The organism is Methylobacterium persicinum, assembly GCF_022179525.1.
In the GTDB taxonomy this organism is placed as follows: domain Bacteria; phylum Pseudomonadota; class Alphaproteobacteria; order Rhizobiales; family Beijerinckiaceae; genus Methylobacterium; species Methylobacterium persicinum.
The window spans coordinates 1-25,830 of the sequence record NZ_BPQX01000003.1 but is presented as its reverse complement, the minus strand read 5'-3'; the positions used below and the strand labels follow the sequence as shown (position 1 = coordinate 25,830).

At 67.0% G+C, this 25,830-nt stretch carries 27 protein-coding genes and 1 pseudogene; 15 read left to right on the top strand and 13 right to left on the bottom strand.

Going from position 1 to position 25,830, the window contains the following annotated elements; genetic code table 11:
* Positions 1-298: 298 nt before the first annotated feature.
* On the bottom strand, positions 299-895 hold the full coding sequence (locus tag MFF22_RS00535; protein WP_007568958.1) for a recombinase family protein: 597 nt from the start codon (positions 893-895) through the stop codon (positions 299-301).
* A 265-nt stretch (positions 896-1,160) separates the two neighbouring features.
* Between MFF22_RS00535 and MFF22_RS00530 the strand changes: the two genes are divergently transcribed.
* From MFF22_RS00530 to MFF22_RS00515, 4 genes and pseudogenes are all read left to right on the top strand, one after another.
* Positions 1,161-1,403 (top strand): AbrB/MazE/SpoVT family DNA-binding domain-containing protein, encoded by a 243-nt coding sequence (locus tag MFF22_RS00530; protein ID WP_043075148.1) that lies wholly within the window; start codon positions 1,161-1,163, stop codon positions 1,401-1,403.
* Positions 1,400-1,789 (top strand): type II toxin-antitoxin system VapC family toxin, encoded by a 390-nt coding sequence (locus tag MFF22_RS00525; protein ID WP_007568961.1) that lies wholly within the window; start codon positions 1,400-1,402, stop codon positions 1,787-1,789. Before MFF22_RS00530 ends, MFF22_RS00525 begins: the two co-directional genes overlap by 4 nt.
* Positions 1,790-2,159: 370 nt before the next feature.
* Positions 2,160-2,456, top strand: coding sequence for a hypothetical protein (locus tag MFF22_RS00520; RefSeq protein WP_128755108.1), 297 nt, complete (start codon positions 2,160-2,162; stop codon positions 2,454-2,456).
* 416 nt (positions 2,457-2,872) lie between these two features.
* Positions 2,873-3,919: pseudogene (locus tag MFF22_RS00515) on the top strand (ABC transporter transmembrane domain-containing protein); the annotation flags it as partial.
* A 324-nt stretch (positions 3,920-4,243) separates the two neighbouring features.
* Here the strand turns inward: MFF22_RS00515 and MFF22_RS00510 are convergent.
* Entirely contained in the window at positions 4,244-5,032 is a 789-nt protein-coding gene (locus tag MFF22_RS00510; protein WP_091995168.1) for an aldolase, read from the bottom strand.
* A gap of 35 nt (positions 5,033-5,067) precedes the next feature.
* Positions 5,068-6,171, bottom strand: a complete 1,104-nt coding sequence (locus MFF22_RS00505; protein ID WP_230368563.1) for a pyridoxal-phosphate dependent enzyme — start codon at positions 6,169-6,171, stop codon at positions 5,068-5,070.
* 17 nt (positions 6,172-6,188) lie between these two features.
* Here MFF22_RS00505 and MFF22_RS00500 point away from each other — a divergent pair, with 17 nt between their 5' ends.
* The 4 genes from MFF22_RS00500 (at position 6,189) to MFF22_RS00485 (ending at position 8,803) form a co-directional block, all read left to right on the top strand.
* Complete coding sequence (locus MFF22_RS00500; RefSeq protein WP_238247118.1) at positions 6,189-6,656, top strand: Lrp/AsnC family transcriptional regulator; 468 nt, start codon at positions 6,189-6,191, stop codon at positions 6,654-6,656.
* Positions 6,657-7,307: 651 nt separating this feature from the next.
* The gene (locus MFF22_RS00495) at positions 7,308-7,940 is read left to right on the top strand and encodes an AAA family ATPase (RefSeq protein WP_238247116.1); all 633 of its coding nucleotides are present in this window, start codon (positions 7,308-7,310) and stop codon (positions 7,938-7,940) included.
* Between the two features lie 2 nt (positions 7,941-7,942).
* Positions 7,943-8,437 (top strand): hypothetical protein, encoded by a 495-nt coding sequence (locus MFF22_RS00490; RefSeq protein ID WP_238247114.1) that lies wholly within the window; start codon positions 7,943-7,945, stop codon positions 8,435-8,437.
* A gap of 84 nt (positions 8,438-8,521) precedes the next feature.
* The gene (locus MFF22_RS00485) at positions 8,522-8,803 is read left to right on the top strand and encodes a Rap1a/Tai family immunity protein (protein WP_238247112.1); all 282 of its coding nucleotides are present in this window, start codon (positions 8,522-8,524) and stop codon (positions 8,801-8,803) included.
* Between the two features lie 86 nt (positions 8,804-8,889).
* Here the strand turns inward: MFF22_RS00485 and MFF22_RS00480 are convergent, their stop codons facing one another.
* The 4 genes from MFF22_RS00480 to MFF22_RS00465 all read right to left on the bottom strand — a co-directional run bounded on the left by MFF22_RS00480 (position 8,890) and on the right by MFF22_RS00465 (position 11,796).
* On the bottom strand, positions 8,890-9,270 hold the full coding sequence (locus tag MFF22_RS00480; protein WP_238247110.1) for a hypothetical protein: 381 nt from the start codon (positions 9,268-9,270) through the stop codon (positions 8,890-8,892).
* 513 nt (positions 9,271-9,783) lie between these two features.
* Positions 9,784-10,320 (bottom strand): hypothetical protein, encoded by a 537-nt coding sequence (locus MFF22_RS00475; protein WP_238247108.1) that lies wholly within the window; start codon positions 10,318-10,320, stop codon positions 9,784-9,786.
* Positions 10,321-11,083: 763 nt separating this feature from the next.
* Positions 11,084-11,383 carry a helix-turn-helix domain-containing protein gene (locus MFF22_RS00470; protein ID WP_238247106.1) on the bottom strand — a complete coding sequence of 100 codons (300 nt, stop codon included), beginning with the start codon at positions 11,381-11,383 and terminating at the stop codon, positions 11,084-11,086.
* A gap of 104 nt (positions 11,384-11,487) precedes the next feature.
* Complete coding sequence (locus MFF22_RS00465; protein WP_238247103.1) at positions 11,488-11,796, bottom strand: type II toxin-antitoxin system RelE/ParE family toxin; 309 nt, start codon at positions 11,794-11,796, stop codon at positions 11,488-11,490.
* Between the two features lie 563 nt (positions 11,797-12,359).
* On the opposite strand from MFF22_RS00465, the gene MFF22_RS00460 reads away from it, so the two are divergent.
* The 3 genes from MFF22_RS00460 (at position 12,360) to MFF22_RS00450 (ending at position 14,259) form a co-directional block, all read left to right on the top strand.
* On the top strand, positions 12,360-13,148 hold the full coding sequence (locus MFF22_RS00460; RefSeq protein WP_238247101.1) for a helix-turn-helix domain-containing protein: 789 nt from the start codon (positions 12,360-12,362) through the stop codon (positions 13,146-13,148).
* Positions 13,149-13,258: 110 nt separating this feature from the next.
* Positions 13,259-13,468 (top strand): hypothetical protein, encoded by a 210-nt coding sequence (locus MFF22_RS00455; protein ID WP_238247099.1) that lies wholly within the window; start codon positions 13,259-13,261, stop codon positions 13,466-13,468.
* Positions 13,469-13,608: 140 nt separating this feature from the next.
* The gene (locus tag MFF22_RS00450; RefSeq protein ID WP_238247097.1) at positions 13,609-14,259 is read left to right on the top strand and encodes a SprT-like domain-containing protein; all 651 of its coding nucleotides are present in this window, start codon (positions 13,609-13,611) and stop codon (positions 14,257-14,259) included.
* A gap of 52 nt (positions 14,260-14,311) precedes the next feature.
* Here MFF22_RS00450 and MFF22_RS00445 read toward each other — a convergent pair whose 3' ends face one another.
* The 3 genes from MFF22_RS00445 to MFF22_RS00435 are packed head-to-tail and all read right to left on the bottom strand — an operon-like array spanning position 14,312 to position 16,447.
* Positions 14,312-15,115 (bottom strand): hypothetical protein, encoded by an 804-nt coding sequence (locus MFF22_RS00445; protein ID WP_238247095.1) that lies wholly within the window; start codon positions 15,113-15,115, stop codon positions 14,312-14,314.
* A 20-nt stretch (positions 15,116-15,135) separates the two neighbouring features.
* Positions 15,136-15,966, bottom strand: coding sequence for a nucleotide-binding protein (locus tag MFF22_RS00440; RefSeq protein ID WP_238247093.1), 831 nt, complete (start codon positions 15,964-15,966; stop codon positions 15,136-15,138).
* A 43-nt stretch (positions 15,967-16,009) separates the two neighbouring features.
* Positions 16,010-16,447 (bottom strand): hypothetical protein, encoded by a 438-nt coding sequence (locus MFF22_RS00435; RefSeq protein WP_238247091.1) that lies wholly within the window; start codon positions 16,445-16,447, stop codon positions 16,010-16,012.
* A gap of 285 nt (positions 16,448-16,732) precedes the next feature.
* Here MFF22_RS00435 and MFF22_RS00430 point away from each other — a divergent pair, with 285 nt between their 5' ends.
* Both MFF22_RS00430 and mobF read left to right on the top strand, forming a co-directional pair.
* Positions 16,733-17,032 (top strand): hypothetical protein, encoded by a 300-nt coding sequence (locus MFF22_RS00430; RefSeq protein ID WP_238247089.1) that lies wholly within the window; start codon positions 16,733-16,735, stop codon positions 17,030-17,032.
* Between the two features lie 20 nt (positions 17,033-17,052).
* Positions 17,053-20,925, top strand: a complete 3,873-nt coding sequence (mobF, locus tag MFF22_RS00425; protein WP_238247087.1) for a MobF family relaxase — start codon at positions 17,053-17,055, stop codon at positions 20,923-20,925.
* A gap of 137 nt (positions 20,926-21,062) precedes the next feature.
* On the opposite strand, the gene MFF22_RS00420 is transcribed toward mobF, so the two are convergent.
* Positions 21,063-21,677, bottom strand: coding sequence for a hypothetical protein (locus MFF22_RS00420; protein WP_238247085.1), 615 nt, complete (start codon positions 21,675-21,677; stop codon positions 21,063-21,065).
* Between the two features lie 649 nt (positions 21,678-22,326).
* Between MFF22_RS00420 and MFF22_RS00415 the strand changes: the two genes are divergently transcribed.
* Both MFF22_RS00415 and MFF22_RS00410 read left to right on the top strand, forming a co-directional pair.
* The gene (locus MFF22_RS00415; protein WP_238247083.1) at positions 22,327-22,644 is read left to right on the top strand and encodes a site-specific integrase; all 318 of its coding nucleotides are present in this window, start codon (positions 22,327-22,329) and stop codon (positions 22,642-22,644) included.
* 392 nt (positions 22,645-23,036) lie between these two features.
* The gene (locus MFF22_RS00410; RefSeq protein WP_238247081.1) at positions 23,037-24,443 is read left to right on the top strand and encodes an MFS transporter; all 1,407 of its coding nucleotides are present in this window, start codon (positions 23,037-23,039) and stop codon (positions 24,441-24,443) included.
* A gap of 263 nt (positions 24,444-24,706) precedes the next feature.
* On the opposite strand, the gene MFF22_RS00405 is transcribed toward MFF22_RS00410, so the two are convergent.
* Positions 24,707-25,132, bottom strand: a complete 426-nt coding sequence (locus MFF22_RS00405; RefSeq protein ID WP_238247080.1) for a hypothetical protein — start codon at positions 25,130-25,132, stop codon at positions 24,707-24,709.
* Between the two features lie 4 nt (positions 25,133-25,136).
* A complete protein-coding gene (locus MFF22_RS00400; protein WP_238247078.1) occupies positions 25,137-25,718 on the bottom strand; it encodes a recombinase family protein in 582 nt (193 codons plus the stop codon).
* Between the last annotated feature and the right edge of the window lie 112 nt (positions 25,719-25,830).

Here is a 25,830-nt window from a genome sequence, read left to right as displayed (position 1 = left end):
AAAATTGATATGATTTACTCAGTTCACATAATCTTTGAAGAGATCCAAATATTAATCAATATATAATCTTTAGATGCGCGTCGCCTCTCGCCTTGCATATTATTCAATATTTAGAGAGCTCTATGCCTGCAATGGTTAAGATATTTGCGAGCGCATAAATGTAATCGGGACCCATCGGGAAGTCATCTGGTGTTATCTTGATTGTTATTTTGCATTAATCCTTGGCGATCTCTATCGGTCTGGATTGAGAGAAACCGGTGATACGTGAACCTAGTCCCGGGCGCCGTGCCGCGTCTACTTAGGTCGCCACGACAGCAGGCATGGTAGATTGGCGCTCCAGGGTACGGTAAACGGTTGGCCGTGAGATCGAAAACAGCTCGGCCAAGTCGCTGATCGCGTAGTCGCCTGTGTCGTACATCCGGCGCAGCTCCTTCTGCTGGCGATCTGAGAGCTTGGGCTTCTTGCCCCGCAGCTTCCCCTTGGCGCGGGCCATCGCCATGCCCTCGCGCGTGCGCAGCCGGATCAGGTCGGCCTCGAACTCGGCGAAGGTGGCCAGGATGTTGAAGAACAGCTTGCCCATCGGATCGAGCGGATCGTGCACGCTGGCGCCGAGCTGCAGCTTCACGCCCCGTGCCGCGAGCGCGTCGCCGATCGCGCGCGCGTCTGGCACGGAACGGGCGAGCCGGTCGAGCTTGGGCACTACCAGGGTGTCGCCACTCCGGACCGCAGCCAGCGCCTGGTCGAGACCCGGGCGGGCCCGGTTCGTCCCGGTGAAGCCCTTGTCGGTGTAGATGCGATCGGCCGCCACCCCGAGCTGGACCAGCGCGTGGCGCTGGGCGGCGAGGTCCTGCTTGTCGGTCGAGCAGCGAGCGTAGCCGATCAGCACGTGCGTCATGCGTGGGGCTGTAACGTATAAGGTCCCCTCACCGCAATTTTTATCGTACCAATCGATTGAGACGCGGCCCGCGCAGGCATATCGAGCCTTTGTGCGTGGATCACCCGAGCGTCCGCTGACCGATCCCCTTGCGGACACAAAGGGGGAACCACGATGCAGCTCAGGGGAGCCAGCTTCTTGCGTAACTGACATTCAAAGTTCGTCCTGGCATGGATCGAGGCTTATGGCGTATGCTTATGCCCATGGCACACGATGGAGACGTCCCATGAAAGCGAGGGTGATGCCTGACGGGCGCGTGAGCTTGCCGGCCGATTTACGCAAGCGGCATGGTCTTGCTCGTGGCGGTGAGGTCATCGTCGAGGATATGGGCGACGCCATCGTGCTCCGGACCCTCGATCAGGTCGTCGCCCGGGCGCAGGCCTTGAGCCGTAGACTGGTCGGTGACACGGCAGGCGCGACCGTGGCGGATTTCCTCGCGGATCGCGCTCGTGAGGCTGAAGCCGAATGACGGGCGTCGTCCTCGACGCGTCCGCACTACTCGCGCTCTTGCTAGGGGAGCCGGGAGCGGATCGGGTGAAAGCCGCGCTCGACGGCTCGGTCATGACGACCGTCAATCTGGCCGAAGTCGTCAGCCACTACGCCAAGCTCGGCGCGGCGCGCGCGGAGATCGACGCGTTGTTACGCCCCTTGCCGATCCGGTGGGTCACCGTCGATGCCGCGCTGTCGTACGAGGCCGGCATGCTGCGCCCTCTCACTGTCGAGGGTGGTCTGTCACTCGGGGACCGATATTGTCTGGCCCTTGCCAAGCAGGAAGATCGGCCTGCCCTTACCGCCGAACGGCGTTGGACGACGATCGCCGAGGCCGCCGATGTTGTCGTCGAGATGATCCGCTGAGAGCCTTTTTAAATCGACAAAACGAATATGGGCCCCCGAATGTCATCGGTGAGTCGGTCAGACCCGTGCGAGGATGATGTTTGTTCAAGAATAGAAACGCTTACGAGTTTTCCTGAAAGAAATGACATTGTTTCAAATTCCGCCCGACCCGCTCCTTGTTTGTCGAGATGCGGACATGGTTCCGGCACACGGTTTGGCTCGAGCATATATTCCGGGATGCGGCCCTGTCGTACGCTCGGCAAGGATCTCTCGCGAGTGGAATTTGTTCGTGCTTTGCCCGGCATTGGCTGGCGTGCGGTGTCCCCGGAGCGTAAAGGCTGGCGTCTTGATTTCCGGGAGCACGCACTTGTAGATCTCAGGCCGATTAACGATGCCCTCCACCAATCCCGCCCATCACCTCGCGCGCCTTACGGATGCTGCCGCGACACTCAGCACGCCTGCGGAGGTCGCGGCATGGAGTACCGCGGTATCGGCCGAAATTGAACGCCTCCAAGCCAAGGGGATGCGGCTTCGCGAAGCTGCGCTCCGTTCGTCGAACCAACGCAGGATCGCCAAGGCCGATGGCTTCTGCACTGCCGTGGAACCCGAGTTGAACCGTGCCGCTGTCGCCGTGCGCGCGGTCAATACAATGTTCTTCGTCGATCCGCCGAGCACAGCGAGACATTAGCCGCAGGGTCTTATACAGAGTGCATCCCGGCGAAGCCTCCTTATGCTCGACAGCAAGGCCACGGCGGTTCTTACAGCTAAGACTTGACAGTTCAGTAATCGTGCCATGCTTCAGAGCGCCCCGCACGGCGACTTTCACGGGCGACATCGACGAGGAAGCGCCTCCCAGAAGACCGATCGTTTTTACAGAACGGAAACATCGAGAGGTTCCGTTGGATCGAACTTTCAAGCTCGACGATGGTGGAGAACGCCAGAGTGGAGCCCCCCTTGATCCAAGACGCGTTTTTGCCCCCGGTCACCGAACAGGATCGTCCGCATTGCCGCGGCGGTGCTACGGTGGCACAGGAGAAGACGAATGCTCGTCCGCCGGGTGGTGAGTGGTCCCCCGACCGAGACAGGGACGCCCCGACACCAGGCCTGGAGCCGCGGCTGTTCCCGTACATCTGGCGCCACTCGAAGCGCGACCAACTTGCCATCTGCATGGTCGTCCTGGCCTCGGTGCCGTTCTACTTCGCCTCCCTCGACCTGCCCAAGCGCATCGTCAACGACGCGATCATCGGCAAGGCGTTCGCCCACGGCGAGGCGACCGCGCCGTTCCTGAATTTCGAGATCGCGTGGCCTGCCTTCCTCGGTGGCGGTTGGACCGAGATTTTCAATGGCTTCCACGCCGACCGCCAGGGACTGTTGCTCTGGTTGTCCGGGCTGTTCCTCATCCTCGTCCTGATCAACGGTGCCTTCAAGTTCCGGATCAACCTGCAGAAGGGGGTTTTGGGTGAGCGGATGCTGCGCCGCCTACGCTTCCAGCTGTTCTCGCTGATGTTGCGCTTTACCCCTGAAACCCAGCGCGAGGTGAAATCCTCTGAGACCGCGACCATCATCCGCGACGAGGTCGAGCCGATCGGCTCCTTCATCGGCGACGCGATCGTGGTGCCCGCCCAACTCGGCACGCACGCCGCGACTGCGCTGGCCTTCATTCTGATGCAGAACGTGTGGCTCGGACTGGCCGCCGGCGCGATAGCCGGCGTGCAGATAGCCGTCATTCCTCGGCTCAGGCACGCGATCCTACGCCTCAGTCGTCAGCGTCAGATCGAGTCTCGCAACCTCGCCGGCCGTGTCGCGGAGGTGCTGGACGGGCTCGATGCCGTGACGGTCAATGACAGCGTCCGCTGGGAGAGAGCCGAGATCAGCGGCCGGCTCCATGGGCTCTATGACCTGCGCCTGCAGATCTATCGGCGCAAGTTTGCGATCAAGTACCTCAACAACCTGCTCGCACAGGTGACACCGTTCCTGTTCTATGCCGTCGGCGGCCTGCTCGCCCTTAAGGGCGAGCTCAGCATCGGCCAGCTGGTCGCGGTTTTGGCAGCTTACCGCGATTTGCCTCCTCCCCTGAAGGGACTGATCGACTGGGACCAGCAGCGCCTGGACGTTGAGGTGAAGTACGAGGCGATCGCCGCACATTTTGGTGGGGGCTGTCGCAAAGATTTTTGCCGCAGAAAATTCTGCTTTCAGCGGGGGGGTACCTCTATCCGCTGAGGCGGTTCCGACCCCATCAAACGGCTTCACCGACCTCGACGAGGCAGGTCATCAGACGGTGAACAGGCACCGTAACGCCCTGTTCGGAGAATATTATTTCGCCCGTCGAACGTTTGCGACACGCCCCCTTTCCTCGAAGCCGAACTCAGGATGGGCGTGCAGATCGCGCCGCCAATCGATCATCGCGGCGGTCAGTTCAGCGTCCATGATTGGGGTTCCGAGATCAACGAGCCCAGCACGTGCTGGAGACGGCATTCACGCCAGGAAGGCGGGCTCATCACGGGCGAGCACCCGCTTGACGCTCTCCAGATGCAGCCGCGCGCTCTCGGCGCGTCCAGCAGCCTCCTGGGCCGCCACGTGCTGCACGATCTCCTCAGGAACGATCTTGAGGGTGCGGCCCGTGCTCATGGCGAGCACCTGCGCCTGTGCGGCGCGCTCCAGGTAGTAGAGGTCGTCCCAGGCTTCCGCGATGGTCTCGCCCAGCACCATCACGCCGTGGTTCTTCAGGAACACCACGTCGGCGTCTCTGGCGCTCTCGGCGATGCGCTGACCTTCGTACGCGTCGAGCGCCAGCCCGTTGTAATCCTCATCTACCGCGATCCGGCCGTAGAAGCGTAGGGCGGTCTGCCCGGCCCAGAGCAGCGGCTGCCCCTCCAGCATGGCCAGCGCCGTGGCGTAGGGCATGTGGGTGTGGAAGGCGGCTCGGGCGTTCGGCTTCAGCCGGTGCAACTCGGCATGGATGTGGAAGGCTGTGGCCTCGGGCAGGCCATCGCCCTCGACGACGTTGCCGTGGAAGTCGCACAGCAGCAGGCTCGACGCTGTCACCTCCGCGAAGGCGAGGCCGTAGGGGTTCACTAGGAACAGATCCGGCCGCTCCGGCAGCACCGCCGAGAAATGGTTGCAGATGCCCTCCTCCAGGCCGTTGCGGGCAGCCCAGCGTAGGCAGGCGGCCAGATCGATCCGCAGGCGTCGCAAGCCATCACCATCGACCGGCAGATTGGTTCGGGCAGATGGGGTCTGCGGAGTGGCAATCGGATGGGCCATGGTTCGACCTTTTGCGACAGCAGATGCGATCGGCCTCAGAGCGCCAAGGCGCCCTCGGTGATGAGGATGAGAAGGCGACTGTCGGCGCCGAGGCCGAGGTCTTGAGCCTCTGACGCATCACGCCGTGCGGTGAGGGCACCGGCTAGGCTTGCCGCCCCTGACGGCGTGGTGAGCGGTCCACCATGCGCCGCGAGGATGTCGGGAGCCGTGACCAACTTGCGCTCGCTCACGGTCATCACCTGCGCGTTGTGCCGCCGCAGCAGGGTAATCGCTGGCGCGCTGGCCTCGCCACAAGACAACATCTCGGCTGACGTGTTCAGGTCACCAGACACGCGCACGGGTCGGTCAGCGGCGAGCGCTGCGGCGAGGCAAGCGGCGCGCTCGGGCTCGACGGCCACGACACACCCTGGGGCCGCCATCCAACCCGCGAGCCCGGCCGCCATCGCGGCGGCGAGACCACCGACACCCGCCGGGACGAAGACATGCGTCGGTCGTGGATGCCCGGCGGCTTCTGCTTGTTCGCGGATCTCTGTCGCCATGACGCCGTACCCTGCCATCACGTCATGGACGACGAGGTCGTTCGGGTCATCGGTCGTATCCGCGACGAGGATGCCAGTACCTTGGTGAGCCTTGGCTGCGGCAGCATCAACTGCGTCGTCGTAGGTGCCCGCCACCCAGACGATCTCCGCGCCCTCGGCCTCAATCCGACGAGCGCGCGCCTGCGGCACACCCTCGTGCAGGAACACGCGGGCCGTCGCTCCGGCAAAACGCGCCGCGGCGGCGACCGCAAGGCCGTGGTTGCCATCGCTCGCGCAAACGAGTGTCGGCTGCCCTGCGGGCTGACGGGCGAGAAGGTCCGGCAGGTCGATCCCTGCCGCACGAGCCAAGGCTCTCAGACCGGCGTAGGTGCCGCCAAGTGACTTGAAGCTTCCGAGCGACCGCGGACCTTCGTCCTTCGCGAGGACCTGCGCCACGCCGAGGTGTGCGGCGAGCTTGGGCAGATCAAGGAGCGGCGTCGGTGCATAAGCGGGATCGAGGGGCCGCAGTACGGCTGCAATCTCGGCGGAACTGGTCGTCGTCATGTCCACGATGATGCACCGAGATGGATGGCGGATGGCGTCGAACTCCGGCAGTATCACGCCTGTTTCAGGCTCTGTTGCGGGAGATCACGCTGGAAAACGTCACCTTGGACGCCTTCGACCACGCCCTTCTTGCCGCGGTACAGGTAGACAACCAGACCTCGGCGCGAGCGCTCGCCGAGCGCGTCGGCTTGTCCGAGAGTGCCGTTCTAAGGCGCCTACGTCGCCTGCGGCGAAACGGGGTCATCGTCGCGGATGTTGCGATCGTACATCCCACCGTGCTGGGAACGCCCCTGACAGTTCACGTGCTCGTCTCGCTTGAACGGGAGACATCCGACCTGCTCGATGCCTTCGTTCGCCGTCTGCGCGCCCGACCCGAGGTAAGGGCGGCTTGGTACGTCACCGGAGATTCCGATTTCGTCCTTCAACTCCGCATCTCTGGCATGGAGGCATACGAGGCGTTCACCCGCGAAGTCTTCCACGACGAGCCGAACGTGCGTGGCTTCCGCACGATCATCGCGATGCGCCAGATCGTCGGGACTTAGGCCATTGCCCCCGGCGGTGCGAGCTATCGTGAGGTGTCGGACATTCCCGTCTTCAATCCACCGCTTGCAAGCAGAATACCGATCAACCGGGTAGGAGGGGCTAACCCTCGTCAAGCACCTCGAAGCGGACCTTCCGAACTTCCGCAAAGGGTCGTGAGCGGTCGCCGCGACTATTTCCGCTTCGCTGCATCCGTCGTCCGAATGCGGACGGGCAGGAAACCACCCAGTCCAGCCGTAGGCCGGTGCCTCTCGTCAGCCTAGAGGCGGGCCTTTCCATGGCTCACAATGGAACGCACGCGGCTGCGGACGATCACGGTGCGCCTGGTTCCGTAGCGTGCCCTTATGCGAATGCAGCGCTAAGCCGGAGAGGTCGACGCCGCCTGCGCCTTGAGCGCGGTCTTCACCTTCTCCAGGCCCGCGGCGGCGACGTCAGGATACGGGCAGATCCGTGCCAAATCACCGGCTCGGCGGCGTGCCGTGCGCGGCGATCTCGGGTCGCAGATCCCGCTACAGAGCATCCCATAGCTACCTACATCATGCAATTCCCACGTGAGAACGTGAGCACTGGACCACATGAACATGGGAAAACGTGTCCACTTGTCAGAGAATGAGCTGGCAGGCATCCTGAAGGGCGGACGGAGACGGCGGACGATGGCGAAGGTGATAACTCTGGCGGCTCGGAAGGGCGGGAGCGGCAAGAGCACGATCGCCGCGTCCTTGGCCGTGGCCGCGCATCAGGCCGGCGAGGGCGTGGTGATCCTCGACTTGGATCCGCAACGCTCCCTGAAGGACTGGCACGACAGGCGCGAGCTGCCCGGCATTCACTACCGGGAGGACGATGCCGACACCCTGGCCGATCGCCTCGCCCGGATCCACGCGCATGCCGCGACGACGCTGGTGGTGATCGACACGGCTGGCGACTTCTCGCCCGCGGTCACGGCGGCGTTGAGCGCGTCGGACCTTACCATCGTGCCGGTGAAACCGTCGCTCGTGGATATCACCGCCGTTCAGCGCACCGTGGAGGGCCTGCGCACCCTGAAGCGGAAGCACGCCTTCGTGGTCTCGCAGGCCATGCCGACGGCTCCGGCTCGCGTCGAGGAAGCCGCGCGGATCCTCGTGCGCACGGCACCGCTCGCGCAGGCGATCATCAGCACCAGGGCTGACTACCTGGACGCGATGATGATGGGCCAGGGCGTCACGGAATACGCGCCCACGGGCCGCGCCGCGGAGGAGATCCGGGCGCTCTGGACCTGGGCCAAGGATGAGCTGGAGGCGGGAGAGTAACCATGGCGGCCAAGCGCAAGTCGATGGATGATGTGTACGCCCGGATCGGCCAGATGAACGCGACGCGGCCGGAGCCGGAGACCGTCGCCGAACCCGTCCAAGCGATCGAGCCCGAGACCGCCCCGGAGCCGAAGCCGCCCACGGTGGCGATCGTCTCGGCGCCAGTGGAGGAGACGACGCGGCCCGCGTTGAAGGATGGGACGCCCACCGCGTACAAACGTGAGACAGTGAGCACGCGCGCACGTTCTCACGTGGAAAAGGAGCGTATGGCGAAGGAGACGCGGCCGGCGAAGGTGCCCAAGGGTTACAATGTTCGCCCGCCCCGGATCGAGAAGCCGCACCAGAGCATCTACGCGGATCCGGCGGTGTTCCGCGTCATCCGGCAGATCGCTGCGACGGAGGACGTGAAGCCGCAGGATCTCTACCGCGAAGCCCTGCGCCTCATGCTGAAGCGTCGTGGCTATGACTTCGACAAGCTGGACAGCGGAGAGGGGTAGGCGATGCGACGTGCAATCCTCGCTGCCCTGGTCTTAGCGTTGGCGATGCCGGCGCAGGCCCAGTCACAGACGAAACCCTCTTTCATGACCGGCAACCTGCTGCACGAAGCCTGTACGTTGCAGAAGGCTACTTCGAGGGGGGTAGCTACGGGTTATGCCGTCGGCGTTTTGGACTCGCCGACAGCAAGCAGCAAACTCATCGCGTTCATCTGCGTCCCAAGTGGTGTGACTATGGGTCAGGTCGTGGACGTGGCCTGCGCCTACGTCGCGAAGAACTCGCAGGATCGGCATCGTGAAGCGGCGATCCTGGTCTTCGGTACCCTGGTCGATGCATGGCCTTGTCAGGATAGTCCGCCCGCCCAGTAGAAACGCATGGACATGCGGCCACGGCCCACGTGGGAATGATAGGCTGGACCAGGGCGCATAGATACGTCGCCCCGATCCGGTCCGGTCTAGCGGTTCGGGTTCTGGTCGATCACGCCCAACGCCTTGGCGCTCGCCACCCGGAGCTGAAGGGTGCGGATCTGCTCGGCGGCGGCACGCACCCCGGCGACGGTATCGCGGTTCTCGTCAGCCCATCGGGCCAGCCCGGCGCGGATCTGCTCGCTGATGATGCCGGCCCCGATCATGAACCGCCCGGCCATCTCGCCGATCTGCTGCAAGGTCTGGCGCATCTGCTCGGCGGCGGCGGCTTCCCGGCGCTGGCGGGCTTCCCGCAGGTAGCGCTCCGAAACCGGCTTCCACTTCCGGCGCAGACGGCGGCGGGTGGTCTCGCTGTCGATCCCCACGGCGACCATGGCCGGGGTCAGCTTCAAGCTCGAGTCCAGGATCATCCGGTCCGCGACGCGATGAAGGTGGAGATCATCTTCAGGGTTCAGCCGAGACGAACCGGGCGGGCGACCGATCTTGTTTTGCTTTGACATGGTGTAACTCCGTTCCAATACGGAGAGGTTGCCAAAGCGAACCTAGGGCGTCCAGGTCTATATTCTATCTGCCCCGTGGACATAAACTCAGCAATCGGCGGACATAAATTCGCATCGCGTGGAAGCGAGCGCACGTGCTCACGTGAGAATGTCAAATCGCTGGTGCTCGTCAAAGCGATGATTAGCGCTGTGACCGTCTACCGCGTGGGGCGTTCTCTAGCCGTCCTACAAACGTGGAACCGCCCTCTATGGCGAGCCGGGCAATCGTCTCCCGCTGCTCGGGCGTCTGCACAGATGCGCTGGTTCGCCTGGGCCGCACCGCTCGGAGGATGCGCTGCTCAATGACGAAGATTTCCGTCTCGACGGACTCCGACACGGCATCATCTTGGGGCGTCGAGATCCTGAGGAACATGGGGCCGCTAGTCATGGCACGATCCTATCATAGTAGCGACTGCCAGAATAGGTTTCAGCCTTTCGGAAGCCCAACGCTTCATAGAGCGCGATTTTCTCAGCCACAGGATCTTTGAGCTTCACCCGGCGGCGATGGATGAGAGCGGCGTATTCTTCGGCCGCGTCTGTGGCGATTTCGGCGACATAACCCTGAAGCAATCCGCTCGGACGACTCTCGATGTAGTGCAGCGTCACGTTATCGGGACCGTTCGATGCCCGACCCGTACACAAGCCCTCAAGCGAGCCATTGATCCATATTGCCACCTCGAAGCGCCGAACGTAGGGCCGGGCCTGCCCGCATATGCTGGTCCACGGGAAGATGGCAGCGCCCCACTGCGCATAGGCAGCATCGATTGCGGCATCTGATATCGAGGTCAGCCGCAAGCCGAGAAGGACGTTCGGCGTCAGTTCACCGTTCCCAGCACGGATGTTCTCCATGTCGGTGGTCAGAGCCCGCGCCGCCTCACGCAAGCGTTCGTAGCGTCGTTCGTTCGGATCGTGGACGGGCATCGAGACACACCTCGGCGGTGTCCTGCCCCATCAGGTTTGACTTCGCCATAGTGATCCGGCGAGATGGGCAATCGACCAGGGTTACACCTGGGCACGAGTCGAAGATGACTGAGACGAGCAACCCCTAGAACGCAAGAACCCGCCGGGTGAGGGCGGGTCCAAGGTCCAGAGCCGAAGCTTAGGAAGATCACATTTGGCGATCTGATCCTCCCACAGCGTAGGCCCCCCGTCAACGTGGAACAGCGTTTCCGCGAACGATGGCGGCTGGCCTTTGGACTGTCTCTCCCTGCGGGTCGCGCTAGACCTGTGAGAGGGCAATGGGACACGTGCGAGCGTGCCCACGTGGAAATGTGGGTGTACGCGATGATGAACTACGCCTTGAGATCGAGACGGCCCGGAGGGACTCCCTTCCAGTAGTGGGACAGCGGCTATGGGCGGCCGTGGCGGCAGGCGAGATCGGCGATCAGGAAGCCGAACAGCTCGACGTCCTGCTACGCACCAGAACGGCCCCATCGGGCGCGGTAGGAGGCCCGAGGACGGCAGCGGTGCCGATCCACATGCTGGCGCGTCCCTGCGGGACCGGGCTCTACTCGCTGCCTTCCGCAGCTCCCCGAACCCACTGACGTGGTTTCGGCCCTCCGGGTGACGATCCACTCGCGCACCGCCCGGTGCTGTGGGTGCGGTGCCTGGCTATGATGGGCTCCGTGAGATCGCGGTGTGATCTCCAGCGTACCGCGGCAATCCTGCCGGGAAACCCGTCGTCTTAGGCCGCGGGTGCGAGCGCGCGCTGCACTGCCTCGGGCTCACGGCTGATGACTGTGAGGTAGGCGCGCGTCGAGGCATCCGGCCGAGCCCGGCCCTGTTCCAGATCGCGCAAGGTGCCGATCGGAAACCTGTAGCGCGCCGCAAACGCCGCCTGGGTCAGGCCAAGCCCCTTGCGGATGCCCGCGACGTCCAGCTCCGCCGGGACGTGCACCCGGTAGGTCGCGGGATCGGCCTCGCCCTTGGCGATGGCCACGGCCTCACGGGCGGACTGGATCAGACGGCTGCCGAAAGTGGTCATGCTCACTCCTTTCCCGGACTCATCGCCCGAACCTTCGCGGTCACACCCTCGCGGTAGCCGTCGGCCAGGGTGCCGAGGATCACGCGCAGAGTGTTGCGGTCGGCCTAGCTGATGTCCGCCCGCTGCCCCTTCGAGACCAGCGCCAGCAGAAACACCTGCACGTCCACGACGGCAAAGTAGGTGATGACCCTGTAGCCGCCGGACTTGCCCCTACCCTTCCCGCCGATCCGCAGCTTTCGCGCACCGCCCGTACCGACGATCAGGTCACCCGCCTCCGGGTCTGCCGCGACCGTCGCCACGATGGTGGACAGCTCGTCCTCCGTGACGCCGGCGGCCTTCGCATCGGCGAGGAAGGTCGGCGTCTGGACGACGGTCTGCAGACGGATGATGTGCGGGTTGTCCGTATAAAACACAACAGCGAAGTGCGGGTTGCCCGTATCATTCGGGCTGCCTTCGGTGACCGAGGCTCGGATGTCCCAATCCGGGCATCCAACATCACCGAGAACCGGCGAGGTCGCCCGTCTTCGCCGAAGGGCCAAGCAGGGTCGAATTTGGCCGGTGGGACTGAACGCGCCCCCAGGAACCCGTGACCCTATCGATCGGCCAGATCGGCCTTCACGGCGGTGTGCTCAGCGCGACAGACCAAACCTCAACGTTGACTTAGCCGTGCGCTCCGGCCGACATGCCGTGTCCGGCTACGCATCGCCTCGCGCGAGTCGCCGGAAGCATCAGGAGACACCGCCGCCGCAAGTCGACCCCTAGAAAGGCCAACGGCCCCCCAGTCGCCAAACTGGAGGGCCGTTTAAACCGATAAAGGCCTGTGAGGCCGGAGTTGCTGCCCCTCACAAGCCATGAGACGCCCCCGGGCGTCAAGCGAAAGCGCCAACTTTCGCGACGGGAGGTCTATGCCTGTGGACCGGACGCCTCTCATGGCGGCCCGGAACGACCTGTCGCGGCCCGATGAGGGCCGAAGACCATGTTTGCCGACGAGTTGAGGCGCGCGATCGAGGCCGCCAGCCGAATCACCCTGCCGCAGGTGACGGCGCTGCTGTGGCGGGCCTACGGGGACGGGAGGATCACCGAGGTCGAGGCCGAGGGCCTGTCCGGGTTGATCGAGGCGCGCACCCTGGCCGCCAGCGGATCGCGGGCCGGACAGACCCAGAACCCAACCGGAACCAGCGCCGCTGAAGTTGGCGACCCGTCCAAAACGCTTGTCGGCAGATCTAGGAGGTCGGTCGGCTCGCGCCCGCGCACGGCAGGCTCGATGGAGCGCCGCCGCCGCTGGGCCGCCTCCGGACGGATGCCACTGGCGATCGCGGCGCGGTTCACCCAGGCCGAGCAGGCGGTGCTCGCCATAGTAGCGGCCGAGACCGCGCGTCGGGGCGATTGCCGGATGGCGGTCGGGCACATCGCGGCGGTCGCAGGCGTCGCCGAGACCACCGTGCGCAACGCCATCCGCGAGGCCCGGACGCTCGGCATGGTCACGGTCGAGGAACGCCGCCTGACCGGCTTCCGCAACGACACCAACATCGTCCGGATCGTCTCGGCCGAGTGGACCGCGTGGCTGCGCCTGGCCCGGAAGGGCAGCGTGCCTCAGGGGGGTGGGTGCAATTCCGTGAAGCGCACGCCTACTCAGGTTTCAATCCTGCTGGATTCGGGGAAAACCGCACCGTCGCAGAGCTGCCGGGGGACAGCGGTCGACCTCAAGCGAGCCGATCCTTTGCGAATCCGCGCGGGTGGTGGCCGGGTCCGAGCCATGCGTTGAGGGTCTGTCGCCGGACGGTTTGACGAACGCAGGCCGACACCACACCGCACCGCATCGACACCGCTTCGCGGGACGGCTAGGCGCGCCGTTTGCGATTCTGGAATGGGCCGATGAACCACGATCAAGCGCCGCTGCTGCTGGCGGTCGCGGTCCAGAATGACGAGTTGCGCGAGCAGCTCGGCGCCGCCCAGACTCTGCTGCTGGAGACCGCGATTAAGGCCGGGCAGCTGCACGCGCGGCTCGAAGCGCTTCGGACCGAGCGCGATGCCTGGCGGGCCGAAGCCGAACGGCTGGCCGGCCGGCGTATCCGGTCCGCCTGAACCGGCCCAATCGGTGGGATCGCCGACTGCTGTCGAACCCTGAGGCGATTCTGGGAGGGGTATGTCGGAGGAAAAGTTTGTTTCGTACGATCTATTTGCCGCTAGGCATGAGTTCGTAGAGGCCTAGTGTTTCGTACGACATGTCCGAGCCAGCGAGCGATCCGACCACCCGGACTTATTCCGGGCTGACCGAAGCCTACGGGTTGTTCAACCACCGGTTGTTCGCCGGGCGGCTGCCGACCTGCCTGATCACCATGCAGCGCAAGTCCAAGGCCTACGGGTACTTCGCCGGCCGGCGCTTCACCACGCCCGACCGCGCCGAGGTCACCGACGAGATCGCGCTCAACCCGCGCCACTTCGCCGGGCGCTCCACCGAGGCGACGCTCGCCACCCTGGTGCACGAGATGGTCCACCTGCAGCAGCAGCACTTCGGCACCCCGTCCCGGCCGGGGTACCACAACCGGGAATGGGCCGGGATGATGCGCGCGGTCGGGCTGATCCCCAGCGCCACCGGCGAGCCCGGGGGCAAGCCGACCGGGCAGCGGATGGACCAATGCGTCGAGCCGGGCGGGCGGTTCGCGCGCGCCTGCGCCGAACTGGTCGACGAACGTGGCTTCAGCGTGCCCTACGTCGAGCTGTCGGACGCGGCCGAGCGCGCGGCGCGGGAGCGCAAGGCGGCGAGCAAGACCCGGTACACCTGCCCGGGCTGCGCGGCCAACGCCTGGGCCAAACCCGGGACCTGGCTCGCCTGTGGCGCCTGCAACCTGCCGATGGAGGTGCAGCCACAGTGAGGCGGTAGCGGTGCTAAGATTGTTTCGTACGATCGATCCACCGTGCCGATGCTCATCGCAGCAGCCAGGCCACGGGCGGCCACGCGAACACCCGGCGCAGCAGGCGGCGGCCGACCAGCGCCGCCAGCCCGGCCGCGAGCATCAGCCAAGCCGGGCCCCAGGCGATCAGCCAGTCGCGCAGGGTCAGGGCGATCGTCTCCGGCAGGCCGCCGACCGGGGCGATCGTCCCTTCGGTCCACAGTGGCAGCTCGCAATAGCGCCGCCTCGATGCGGCATCGATCTTGAGCTGCGACGCGGTGCAGGACTGGCTCATCTGAGCCCTGAGGTCGGGGTTGGCCGCGACCAGGGCGAGCCACGCCGGGGCGTCGGCGCGCTGGGACAGGCCGGCCCAGCGGGCATCGAGGCCGAGGGTGTCCCGGCGTCCGAGCCAGTAACCCGCGCCGCCGCACAGGACGCCGCTGAACAGGACGATCGCCGCCGCCCACAGCCCCATCTGACGCGCCCAGGCGCGTTCCAGGCTGATGAAGTGCCGGGCCGCGGCCGCGGCCACGGCCTCGCCGGTGCGCTCGGCCAGCGCGGCGTGTGCCGCCTCGACCCGGGCGCTGGCGGCCTTGGCCACCGGGCCGACCGCCCGCTCCGCCGCCCGCTCGATCCGCGCGGGGGCGGCGTCGAGCGCCGCCGGGATGGTCCGGGCGGCGTGTTCGAGCAGACCGCCGACCGCGAGGTAGACCACGGTGGGGTCGTCCGGGGTCAGGCCGATATCCATCATCCGCCTCCACGCCAGGTCCCGGGTCGCCGGATCGAGCCCGAGCGCCAGGGCTGCCCGGTCGAAGTTGAGCTTGGCGTCGGGATGCATCGCGGCGCGGCCTTCGGCCTTCAGAGGCCGAGGAGCGGGCGCAGGTGCTCGAACGCCACCGCGGACTCGCGCAGGTAGCGCGCCACGTGCGAGCGCTCGGCGATGGTCAGGCGCGGCGCGGATGCGGCGACCGCGAACGGCAGGGCGTCGGCGTCGATCTTGGCGAAGGTGCCACTGGGCAGCGGCGGCAGGCTGATCTCCAGGCCGCCGAACTCCTCGAGCAGGCGGCGGCGGACCTTGCCGCCCCGGGCCTCGCCGTTGCCGTCGACGTAGCCGTGCCAGAACGGGAAGTCGGCCTCGGCCTTGCCCCAGCGGGTGTTGCGGATCGCGACGTGATCGACCCGGGTCCCGGCGAGCTCGAGCCAGCGGGCGACCGACTGGGTCGCGGCGACCTCGGAGGAGATCAGGTGCAGCACCACCGGGCGGTAGCCCTCGCCCGCGAACGCGGCGAGGAGGTCGTCGAGGCCCTCGCCCATGTCGGAGATCCGGGCGAGGTCGGCGAGGCTGCCGCCGGCGAGGTCGTGGACGATCAGCGGCTCGCCCGAGGCGACGCAGTCGAGCAGGGTGGCGCGCTGGTCGTCGGCGCGGATGTTGTAGTACCCGACGCCGACGGTGGGATCCTGCGCGTCCATGAGCTCGCCGGCGGCATCACGGGTGCCCAGGACCCGCAGCAGCGAGCCGACGCCGCCGTCGGCGTCGTAGGCGGCGACGCGGGTGCCGCCGGCGCGCAGGTGCTCGACCAGAGTGCGGGCGGTGACGCTCTTGCCGACCCCGCCCTTCTCCGAGGTGACCAGGACGACGCGCTTCTGCCGCGTCGGAGTCGGCGTGCGCGCCTGCTGTGCCCGTGCCATGGTGTGGTGTCCGATCCGTCGCTTCCGGCCCGCTCGCGGGGGCCTACAGGTCCTTGGTGCTCAGCCGGTGCCCGACCGTGGCCGAGGCGGGCGTGTGTGCCTGCGCCGGCCGGGGGTCGTGCCCGGCGCTCACCGGTCGCTCCAGCTCGGGCCGGCGCTCGGCGGCGAGTGGCGCGGTCCCGGCGGGGGACCTGGTCGCGGCCTTGCCGCGCCGTCGCACCGGCGTATGCCCGGCGGCCTCGCGCGTGGCCTTCTGGGTGTACTGGCGCAGGGTCGCGAGGCTGAGCTTGACCCCCATGCGGGCGAGCAGCTCGCGGATCTCGGCGTCGGTCCGGCGCTTGGCCTTGAGCGCCCGGATCTCCGGGAGCACGGCCTTGATCGCGTCGTACCCGGACGGCGTGCGCTTCGGGGTGAGCGCGACCTGCTCGCGCAGGAAGCTGCGCAGTTCATCGTGGGGATCGGGTTCGCCAACCTCGGCCATCGCCATCACGCCTCGCGCCTGTCACCGGGCCTCGCAGCCCCGCCCGCCCTGGGATCACGGCGTCATCCGAGCGGCCGTGCGAACCGCTCCCATCCGTCATCCCACAGCCCTGGCATGATACCACGGCCGAGCTTACGTCACCTATGGACTCGGGCCCGCCTGTGGATAACCCTACCCTTCCGGGCGAAAACCATGACACATCACGCACCGATGGTGCTGACGGGTGGACAAGCTTCCAGCTAAGCTACTGTTTATCTTCATATCACTGCTGTTCGGAGCTCGCGCATGACCCGCCGTCCCGTCCGCATCGCCCTGGACGAGGCCGTGTGGGCGGCGGTGGAGGCGGCGGCCCGGGCGCGCAGGATCGCGCCGCACGCGTTCGTCGAGGAGGCGCTCACCGCCGCGCTCGGGCCATCCGAGACCGTGGCGCGCCTGGCCGAGCTCGCCGAGGCGGCTACCGCCAGCGCCCGCGAGGCGAGGGCGAGCGCGGCGGCGATGGAAGACCAGATCCGAGTGATCTCGGACTTCATCGTCGACCTGTACCGGGCGGAGGCCCGGGCGAGCGATGCCGCAGGTCCGGGCTAGTCTACGGCGAGGGCTGAGCGATGATGACCTGCACGCGGATCACCAGCGTCGAGTACTACGAGTCGATGGCGCGCCAGATCCGGCGCGAGGCCGGGCTGAGCACGCCCGACACCCCGCTCGACGACACGGCGGCGGCGTACGCGCGCAAGGTCGCGGCCGGGGTCGCCGCGGAGGGCAGCGCCGCGTTCGAGGCGGCGTACGCGGAAGCGTTCGACCGGGCGCTGGCGACCCTGCGCCGGGGGCACACCGAGGGCCGGGACGAGGTCGCGTACTACACCGACAACGGCGCGGGCGAGGCCGCCGGGGTGTGGTGGACGCGCGGCGCCGGAGCCGGAGCCGATTCGGGTCCGGACGGGCGCATCGACCCGTTCCGGGCGTGCCCGGACGGGGCCGAGGTCGACGGGCGGGTGCTGCGCGACCTCGCGGCCGGGCGCGATCCCGGGAGCCTGGAGCCGCTGGTGCGGGCCTCAGGCAACGGCCGGCGCAGCGTCGGCTACGACCTGCAGTTCGCCGCGCCGAAGAGCGTGAGCGTGCTCGCCGCCTTCGCCGGGCCGGAGCAGCGCGCGCGGATCCTGGCGGCGCACGACCGGGCGGTGCGCCGGGCGCTGGACTACGCGCACGTGGCCGGGTTGATCGTGACCCGGACCGGGGCGCAGGGCCGGGGGCGGGCGCCGGCCGCGGGGGTGAGCGCGGCGGTGTACCGGCACTTCACCTCGCGGGCGCAGGATCCGCAGTTGCACTCTCACGCGGTGCTTCTGAACCTGTGCGTCCGCGCCGACGGCTCCACCGGGGGCCTCGACAACCGCGCGATCCTGCGCAACGCCGGCGGGATCGCGGCGCTGTACCGGAGCGAGCTCGCCAGCGGCCTGCGCGCGGAGCTCGGCTACGAGGCGGTCCGGAGCGGGCGCAACTTCGAGATTGCCGGGGTGGCCGAGCCGGTGCTGGCGCTGTTCTCGAAGCGACGCGCGGCGATCGAGCGGGCGGCGCGGGAGCGCGGGTTCGACACCGCCGACGACCGGATCGCGGCCCAGGCCGCCGCCCACGGCACCCGGGCGCGCAAGGATCGGGAGACGCCGCTCGCCGCCCTGGAGGCGGATTGGCAGCGCCAGCTCGACCAGGCCGGCTGGGGGCGAGAGGCGGTGTTCGAGGGCGTGCGGGTCGCCGCGGACGGGATCCGGGCGGCGCGGACGGGCTCGGCGGCCGAGCGGGTCGAGCGCTTGGCCGAGGCCGGCCTGACCGAGGCGCTGGCGATGCAGGCGGTGGTCGAGCACCGTGAGCTCGTCCGGCGCATCGCCGAGGCCGCCCAGTGCGAGGCCGACGCCGACGCGGTCCTGGAGCAGGTCGAGCGGCTGCGCCGGGACGGCGCGGTGGTCGAGGTCGGGCGCTCGGCCGCGGGCGAGCCGGTGTACGCGACGCCGGAGATGATCGAGGCCGAGCGCGGCATGCTGCGCTGGGCCTATGCCCGGCGGGACGAGCGCGCGTTCGTCCCGGAGGCGGTGCTGGCGCGGGTGTTGGCGGAGCGGCCGAGCCTGCGCCCGGAGCAGGCGGCGGCGGTGCGGCACGCGCTCAATCGCGACGGGGTCAGCGTGGTCGAGGGCAGCGCCGGCTCGGGCAAGTCGTACGCGATGGCCAGCGTCGCCGAGGCGGTGCGCGCTGGTGGCGGCGAGGTCTGGGTAATCGCGCCGAGCTGGAAGGCGGTCGACGTGATCCGGACCGACACGGCTACCGCCGAGGCGATGGCGCGGGCGGTGACCGGGTTCCTCAATCGGGTCCGCGACGGCGAGATCGTCCTGGGCCCGACGGCGACGCTGATCGCCGACGAGGCCGGGATGATCGGCACGCGCGACCTCGCCGGGCTGGTCGAGGTGACGGCGGCGGCCGGGGCCAAGCTGGTGTTGAGCGGGGACACGCGCCAGCTGGCGCCGGTGGCGGCGGGCGCGCCGATGCGGCTGCTGGTCCGGGCGCTGGGGGCCGCCCGGATGGACCAGATCCAGCGCCAGCGCGGGCGCACCGAGGCGGAGGGGGCGTGGATGCGCGCGGCGAGCGTCGACTTCGCCGCCGGCCGGACCGCGCGCGCGCTGGAGGCGTACGACCGCGGCGGGGCGATCACCTGGGGGGCGGACCGCGAGGCCACGGTTGCGGCGCTGGTCGACGCCTACGCCGCGAGCCGGCTCGATCCGGAGGGGGCGGCGCGGACGCGGGCTGTGCTCACCGGGTGGAACCGGGACGTGCGCGAACTCAACGGGCGCATCCGCGACCGGCTCAAGCGGGATGGGCTGCTGCCGGACGGGGACGACGTCGAGATCGCCGCGATCCCGCGCGGCGGCAGCCGGGCCGAGCCGCTGGCGCTGGTGGCGGGCGACGACGTCATCTTCGGCGAGAGCGTCGAGGTCGGTGGCCGCGTGATCCGCAACGCCGACCTCGCCCGGGTCGAGGCGCTCGCGGGCGACCCGGGCGATCCGGTGCTGACGTTGCGCCTGGCCAAGGACGGGACGCGGCTGAGCGCGAAGGTCGGCGCGCTGGTCGGGTTCCGGGAGCGGGGCGAGGCGCGGGTGCCACGCCTGCAGCACAGCTACGCCATGACCGTGCACGCGGCGCAGGGTGTGACGGTGGACGAGGCGTATGTCGCCGACCTGCGCGGCACGGGGGCGGAGGCGACGTACGTGGCGATGACCCGGCATCGGCACACGGCGCGGCTCTACGTCGACACGGACCGGATCCGGGAGCGACTGGAGGCCAAGCGTTCCGGCATCCGCCCGGAGGAGCGTGGCCTGGTGGCCGCCCGAGGTGCTGCGCATCCGGAGCTCGCCCTGGTCGAGCACGCCGAGATCCGACAGGCTTTTCTAGCGGATTGTGCGACCGGCGGCGGCAAGACCAACATCGCCGACTATGCCGGAGCCGATCTTCACGGCTGGTGTGCGGCACCGGTCCGGTCGCGCGACGTCCTCGTGCTGCCCGGCGGCAGGATGGGGCTGGAACGCGAGGGACCTTGGAGGGAGGCCCTCGCCGGGATCGCTCGGGTCCCCGAACGCGAGCCATCGCCGGCTGCTCAGACGCTGAGGCAGCGTATGGACGAGCGCCTGCACGCACCTGCGGCCTACCCGGTCCCGGTGCCAGGCACTGGACATACGGACCGGTTGATTCCGCTCGCGCCCGACGACCGAAGGCAGCGGGACCGGATCGCTCGGTTCGCCGCGATCCTGTGGCAGGGACTGAAGCGCCACGCCCGGATCACTGTAGGCGCCGTACATGGCGCATTCCCGAGGTTGATGGAGCGGCTCTCCACCGACATTCTGCTCGACCCGGACGGTCGGCTGGTGTTGGCGCGTCGGGATCCGCTCGGCCGCATCGTCGGGATCGAGCGCGGGAGTGAGGATCGAGCCGGAATGGCAGTTTCCGCGCCATCAGCCCCGACAAGTCTGATCCAGCTGGGAGACCGCCATACACCGGAGCGGATCTACGTCGGACGAACGGAAAGAGAAGCTCTCGGCCTCTACCAGCAGGACGAGCTGCCAGACCGTACCTTGCTCTGTATCCTGGGAGACGATGGCCCGAAGAGCAATATCGCCCTCACCCGTATCGTCGCCCGCCATCCGACTGCAGCGGTGCATCTCGCGATCGATGAACGGCAGGACGAAAGAGCAGCCCAGGCTTTCGAGGCGCGTATCCTTGCTGCCTTGAGCGACATGCGGGCGCCTGAGGCTCGCGTGACGCTGCGCCGTTCCGTGCCCCTAGAGCCATCATCGAGCGGACGCCCTGCCGCATCGGACGAACCATTCCTGGATCAGGCCGGTCGTAAGAGGCGACGTGAAGAGCATCTGGAGTTCGATCATAAGGTCGAGAGACAGATCTCTCCGGCGCGTTCATTCGAACGTGGATCTCGCGGGCGATAGATCGACCGCTCCCTCGACATTTACAGAAGGATTGGAGAGAAGAATCCTTCTGTAGCTGGATCATAATGCGGCGGGATATTGGGCAGGCGATCGGCCGCTGAGCAGGTGCCCGGCGGCCGATCCCTTCCGAGCAGGTCTCAGGGGAAATCGACACCACTTCTCTTCCCGGGGACCCGGGTGCGAGGCTTGGTCTTCTTCTTATCCTCGGGCTTCAGTGCCGGGAGGGCCTGCACCGGAACAGGCTTCTGCACGGAAAGGGAGGGGGTGGGTCTGGCTTCGTCGGCGTCGTCCTCGACGGGCTGCACGCCGAGCGCGTCGGTGATGCTGGGGCCGCTGTCGTCGGGACCATCCTCGTTGCCCGGTGGTTCCCCACCATCGCAGCCACCGCTTAAGCATCGCTCGACGAGACGGAGGATCCGTTCGTAATCCTGCTTTTGCTCGGGCGTGAATGCCACCCCCCTGCGCTTGAGCAAACGCAAGCGGTCCCAGTTGTCGATATCCTGGTCATCGAGGCTGCATTCCCACAATTCGATCCGTACGGATTGCGGGATAGAAACTCCAGCCCTGTAGGCTGCCGCACATCGTAGAAGCGCGTTTTCCTTCAAGACCTTTCTTGGACAAGGCGCGTTGGCCCGATCTCTCCGGTCCTTTTGGAGATATTCGCGGCCTTGAGGGCTCAAGAGCTTCTCAGCGTCTGCCCCGATCAGGGGGTTCTGATCATCGCGGTCTTCGTTCTGATTGGAGTTGGACATGTGAGGCCTCGGCATTTCCAGTTGCGAGGACGTCTATGAATATCGCTCTTTGCCGAAAGTACAGAGCGGAGACCATTGGATAAGTGGGCCGGACTGGCAGACAGTATCTTGAAAAAGATGAGAAATACTGCTACAAGGATCAAGAACAACATCATAAAGACGGGAGAGACCCGTCACATGTGGAGGGGCATTCGCCACCCCAGTGAAGTCGATGGACTTCACTGGCCACATGTGAATACATTCTTAAAAGTAGCCTAATGGAATTTGGCGTCTCGCCAAAGCCCGAATTGGCGGCAATTCACAGTTTCGTGAGAGGGGTGCCTAGGGTGTGGGCAGCCGCGGGGTGGCGTCTTCTGGGCTGTGATAATGACGCCTATCGGAGGCCAGGAGGTTGTAGATGCGCGAAGGGCCAGACCCTAAGAGGCGCCGCCGAAGCCCGGTAACAGCGGCGATCATCGCAGCCGTCAGCACCCTAATTGTCAATTTCGCCGTCGATCGGTTCGGCCTGATTTCCGAGACGAGCTACGTTCCGGGCTTGATCATCCGAAGCGGCCTCGTCGCCCTCTTGATGTGGATGAGTTTTCGGACCCTGGAAGCGATGCGGCGATGAGCCCTTTGCCATCGAAGCCCAGCCACTCGCGAGCCGATCGTGACAGCCCTCTCCGGCAACGCCGTCGCCGGGATCGTCCAGCGCCGGGCCGAGGTCGCCGGGCTCGATGGGGCAGCCTACGCACGCCACTCCCTGCGCGCGGGCTTCGCCACCTCCGCCGCTCAAGCCGGGATCGGGGAGATCAGGATCGTCGCACAGACCCGCCACGCCTCGCTCGCCGTGCTACGCCGCTATGTGCGCGAAGGCCGGTTGTGGCAGCGTGCTGAACGTCTGCAAACCACCCCGAACCGAAGTTGCTGGGCGGCCAACGGACGGCCGCTTTGGAGAAGCGTCGACGACGATCTGGATGACGGGTAGGGGTCGAGGCTGTGTCAAAACGCGGACGCGTTGCCAAGTCGTAGAACAAACGTCTCCGCCTTATCCGTTAAAGCTGTCCAGAACGGCTGTCTGGGGCGACACGAGGCTTCTCAGGACAATGTCGCGCGCCTTCAAGAGAAAATCATTCTACAGTTGCCGATGACGTTTGAGTTTTGACACAGCCTCGGTCGCAAGCAGCCGCGAGTGCCAGTCTGAGAAAGGCGCACCCATAGCGAACTGACGGCGCCGGTTCTCGATCACATACCTGAAACGAACTACCTGGAGCGGCTGCTTTGGGTGGAGGAGGTGGATTTTGTTCCCGGAGCGCGCAACTCGCGGCTATCAGGCCCTATCACCGGCCGTGATCGACCGCCGGTCCGGAACGGAACCGCTTGCGTGATCGAGACGTCCCGACGACCTGTCGCCCCCGGTGCTCTCGCGCAGGAGGACCGGGGGGAGCGCCGCATACGATCGCCTCGCGGCTCGACCGTCTGCCGATCACACCGCTGCACCTGACGATCCTAGCGGTCTGCACCCTCGGCTTGTTCACCGACGTGGCCGAGGTCGCCCTGAGCAATGCCCTAGCGGCGATCTTCCTGGCGCCGCCCCACAGCATGCCGCGGGGTAGCTTGTCTCTACTGCTGGCCTCTGTCTTCGCCGGGGGCGCGGTGGGTGCGCCGGTCTTCGGCTTGATCGGCGACCGCTTCGGAAGGCGGCCGGCGCTCCAAGCCACCCTGGTGCTGATGGCAGTTGGATCGGCGGCCGCCGCCATGAGTTCGGGCCTCACCGAGCTCACCGTCGCCCGGGCGGTGTCGGGCTTCGCGATCGGCGGCTTCCCGCCTCTGACGGCGACCTACCTCGCCGACGTGATGCCGCCCCGGCGGCGCGGCGCGATGCTGATGGTCTGCACCGGGATCGGCTTTCTGGGCGGGACCGGGGTGATCCTCTTGGTCCAGGCCCTGGCGCCGGCGCCGCCGCTCGGGATCGCGGCCTGGCGCTGGGCACTGGTGCTCGGTGCGGTCTTGGCGGTTCTGGGGGCGGCCCTGTTCGGCGTTCTGCCGGACTCGCCGCGCTGGCTCGCTGCAGTCGGGCGCGCTGTTGAGGCCGAACGCGCTTGCAGGCGCTTCGAGGCGGCGGGCGGCATCGTCCCACTTGAAACGCCCGCTGAGGCGACCAGGCATCCCCAGCCTCCGATGCATGCGGGTTTCCGAGGGCTGCTCGCTGAGTCCCAGCAGCGGCGCCGGGCCGCCTTGTTCGTCACTCTCTATGCGCTCAGTCCGTGGGCGACAGTAGGCTTTCCCCTGCTCAGCGCGGTCGTGATGCTCGGGAAAGGCTTCCGGGTCGATCAGTCCCTGGTCTTCGCCGGCCTGTCGATGCTGGGACCGCCGCTCGGGACCCTGCTCACCGCTACGGTGATCGACCATCTGGAGCGGCGCGCCTGCCTGGTCGCCATGGCGGCCGCGATGGTGGTTCTCGGCACGGCCTTCGCCGTCGGCGAGACCTTCGCGACCCTCGTTCTGTTCGGCTTGGCGTTCAACACCGCAGCGGCGATCTACGGCGGCCTCCTCGCAGTCTACGCGACGGAGCTCCTGTCGACCGCGTCGCGAGCCTCGGCCCTCACCTGCGCCTGGGCCGGTGGGCGGGTCTCTGCAGCTCTGACGCCGATTGTCCTGCTGCCGGTGCTCGACGGCTACGGGATCCACGCTCTGTTCGCCGTGCTCACCGCCACCCTGATCGCCAGCGGCGCCCTCGTGCTCGGCGGTCCACGCGGCCGGTCGGGCAGGCCGGTAACGCGATAGAGCGCTCGCCCGACGAGGCTAAATCGTCAGTTGGATGGCACGTCGGGCGTTACGGCACGCCATTCGACTGGCTTCAGGCCGCGCGCACGGTGGCGAGGAAGCGTCGACCTCGGAACCAAGATGCTCGGATTCCGAGCAACTAGCCGATGGTCGCCCCTGGATACTCCGAGAGGCGTTCGGCGATCGCCGTGAGTCTGCAGCTCCGCAACGGCTACCGTCCCGGTACTCGGAAGGCAGGGTCAGTGCGAGCGTAGCTGACGCCCTCAGGCATAGGGGCCACCGAACAGGTCTCCGAGTGCCTTCCGTCGGAACAATGTCCGCCAGCGCCGCCTGCGATGCTCGGGCCGATCATGGATCATATGGCAGCGCTGGCAGAAGGCGGCGAGGTTGGTACTGGTGTTGTTCGCCGTGTCATGATCCCGGTGGGCCGCGGCGAGGACAATACGGGTGCGGCGGACGTGCCCGAGGATGTCGGCTCCTGACGCGAGCAGGATCCGGCGCCCCCGACCGTCGCGCCACCGACCGGCGTCAGCATCCCACCACCGGCCATCGCCAAGATGAAAGACTATTCGTCCGTGCGGCCGTCCGCAGCCCTCGCAGCAGCCTTTCGCCCGGCCGAACCGGATCAGCGCCGAGAGCTGGGGCCAGTCGATCGGGTAGAAGAAGCGGTGCTCGCGCCGGATCGGCATCGGCTCACGCCTCGTCCGAGCGCGCATTGGCGCGGGCGCGGGGGAAGTAGCTGTAGAAGGTGTCGCGGTTGACGCCCATACGCTTGGCGATCTCGGCCACGCTGATCGTGCCGGCCGCGAGCATGGCGCGCGCCGCCTCTAGGTCGGCCTCGCTGAGTTTCTTCGGCCGACCGCCCTTTCGACCGCGAGCGAGCGCTGCCTTCAGGCCTTCCATGGTGCGTTCGCGGTTGAGGTCGAGGAAGTACTCGGCCATGGCACCGTGCATCTGCAGGGCGAAGCGGCCGTGGGCGGTGGCGGAGTCGAACTGCTCGGTGAGCGAGCGGAAGTGGACCTCCTTCACCCGCAGGCCGTCGATGGTGCGCATCATCTCGACGAGAGAGCGGCCGAGGCGATCGAGCTTCCAGACCACGAGTACGTCCTCGGGCCGCAGGAAGGCCAGCGCCGCCTCGAAGGCAGGGCGCTTGGTGCCGGCCTTGCCGGATTTCTTCTCCTCGAACAGGCGCTCGCAACCGGCCTTCGACAGCGCGTCGCGCTGGAGGTCGAGGTTCTGATCCTGGGTGGAGACGCGGGCATATCCGACGAGCATGTCGGGACAGTGCCAAAAGCGCGTTTCTCCGGCAATAGAAAAGCCGACACGTTTTTCCGACAATGACGGGGCCGTTTCAGGCCGCTCGCCGGTGTGACCTTCAGCGATAAGT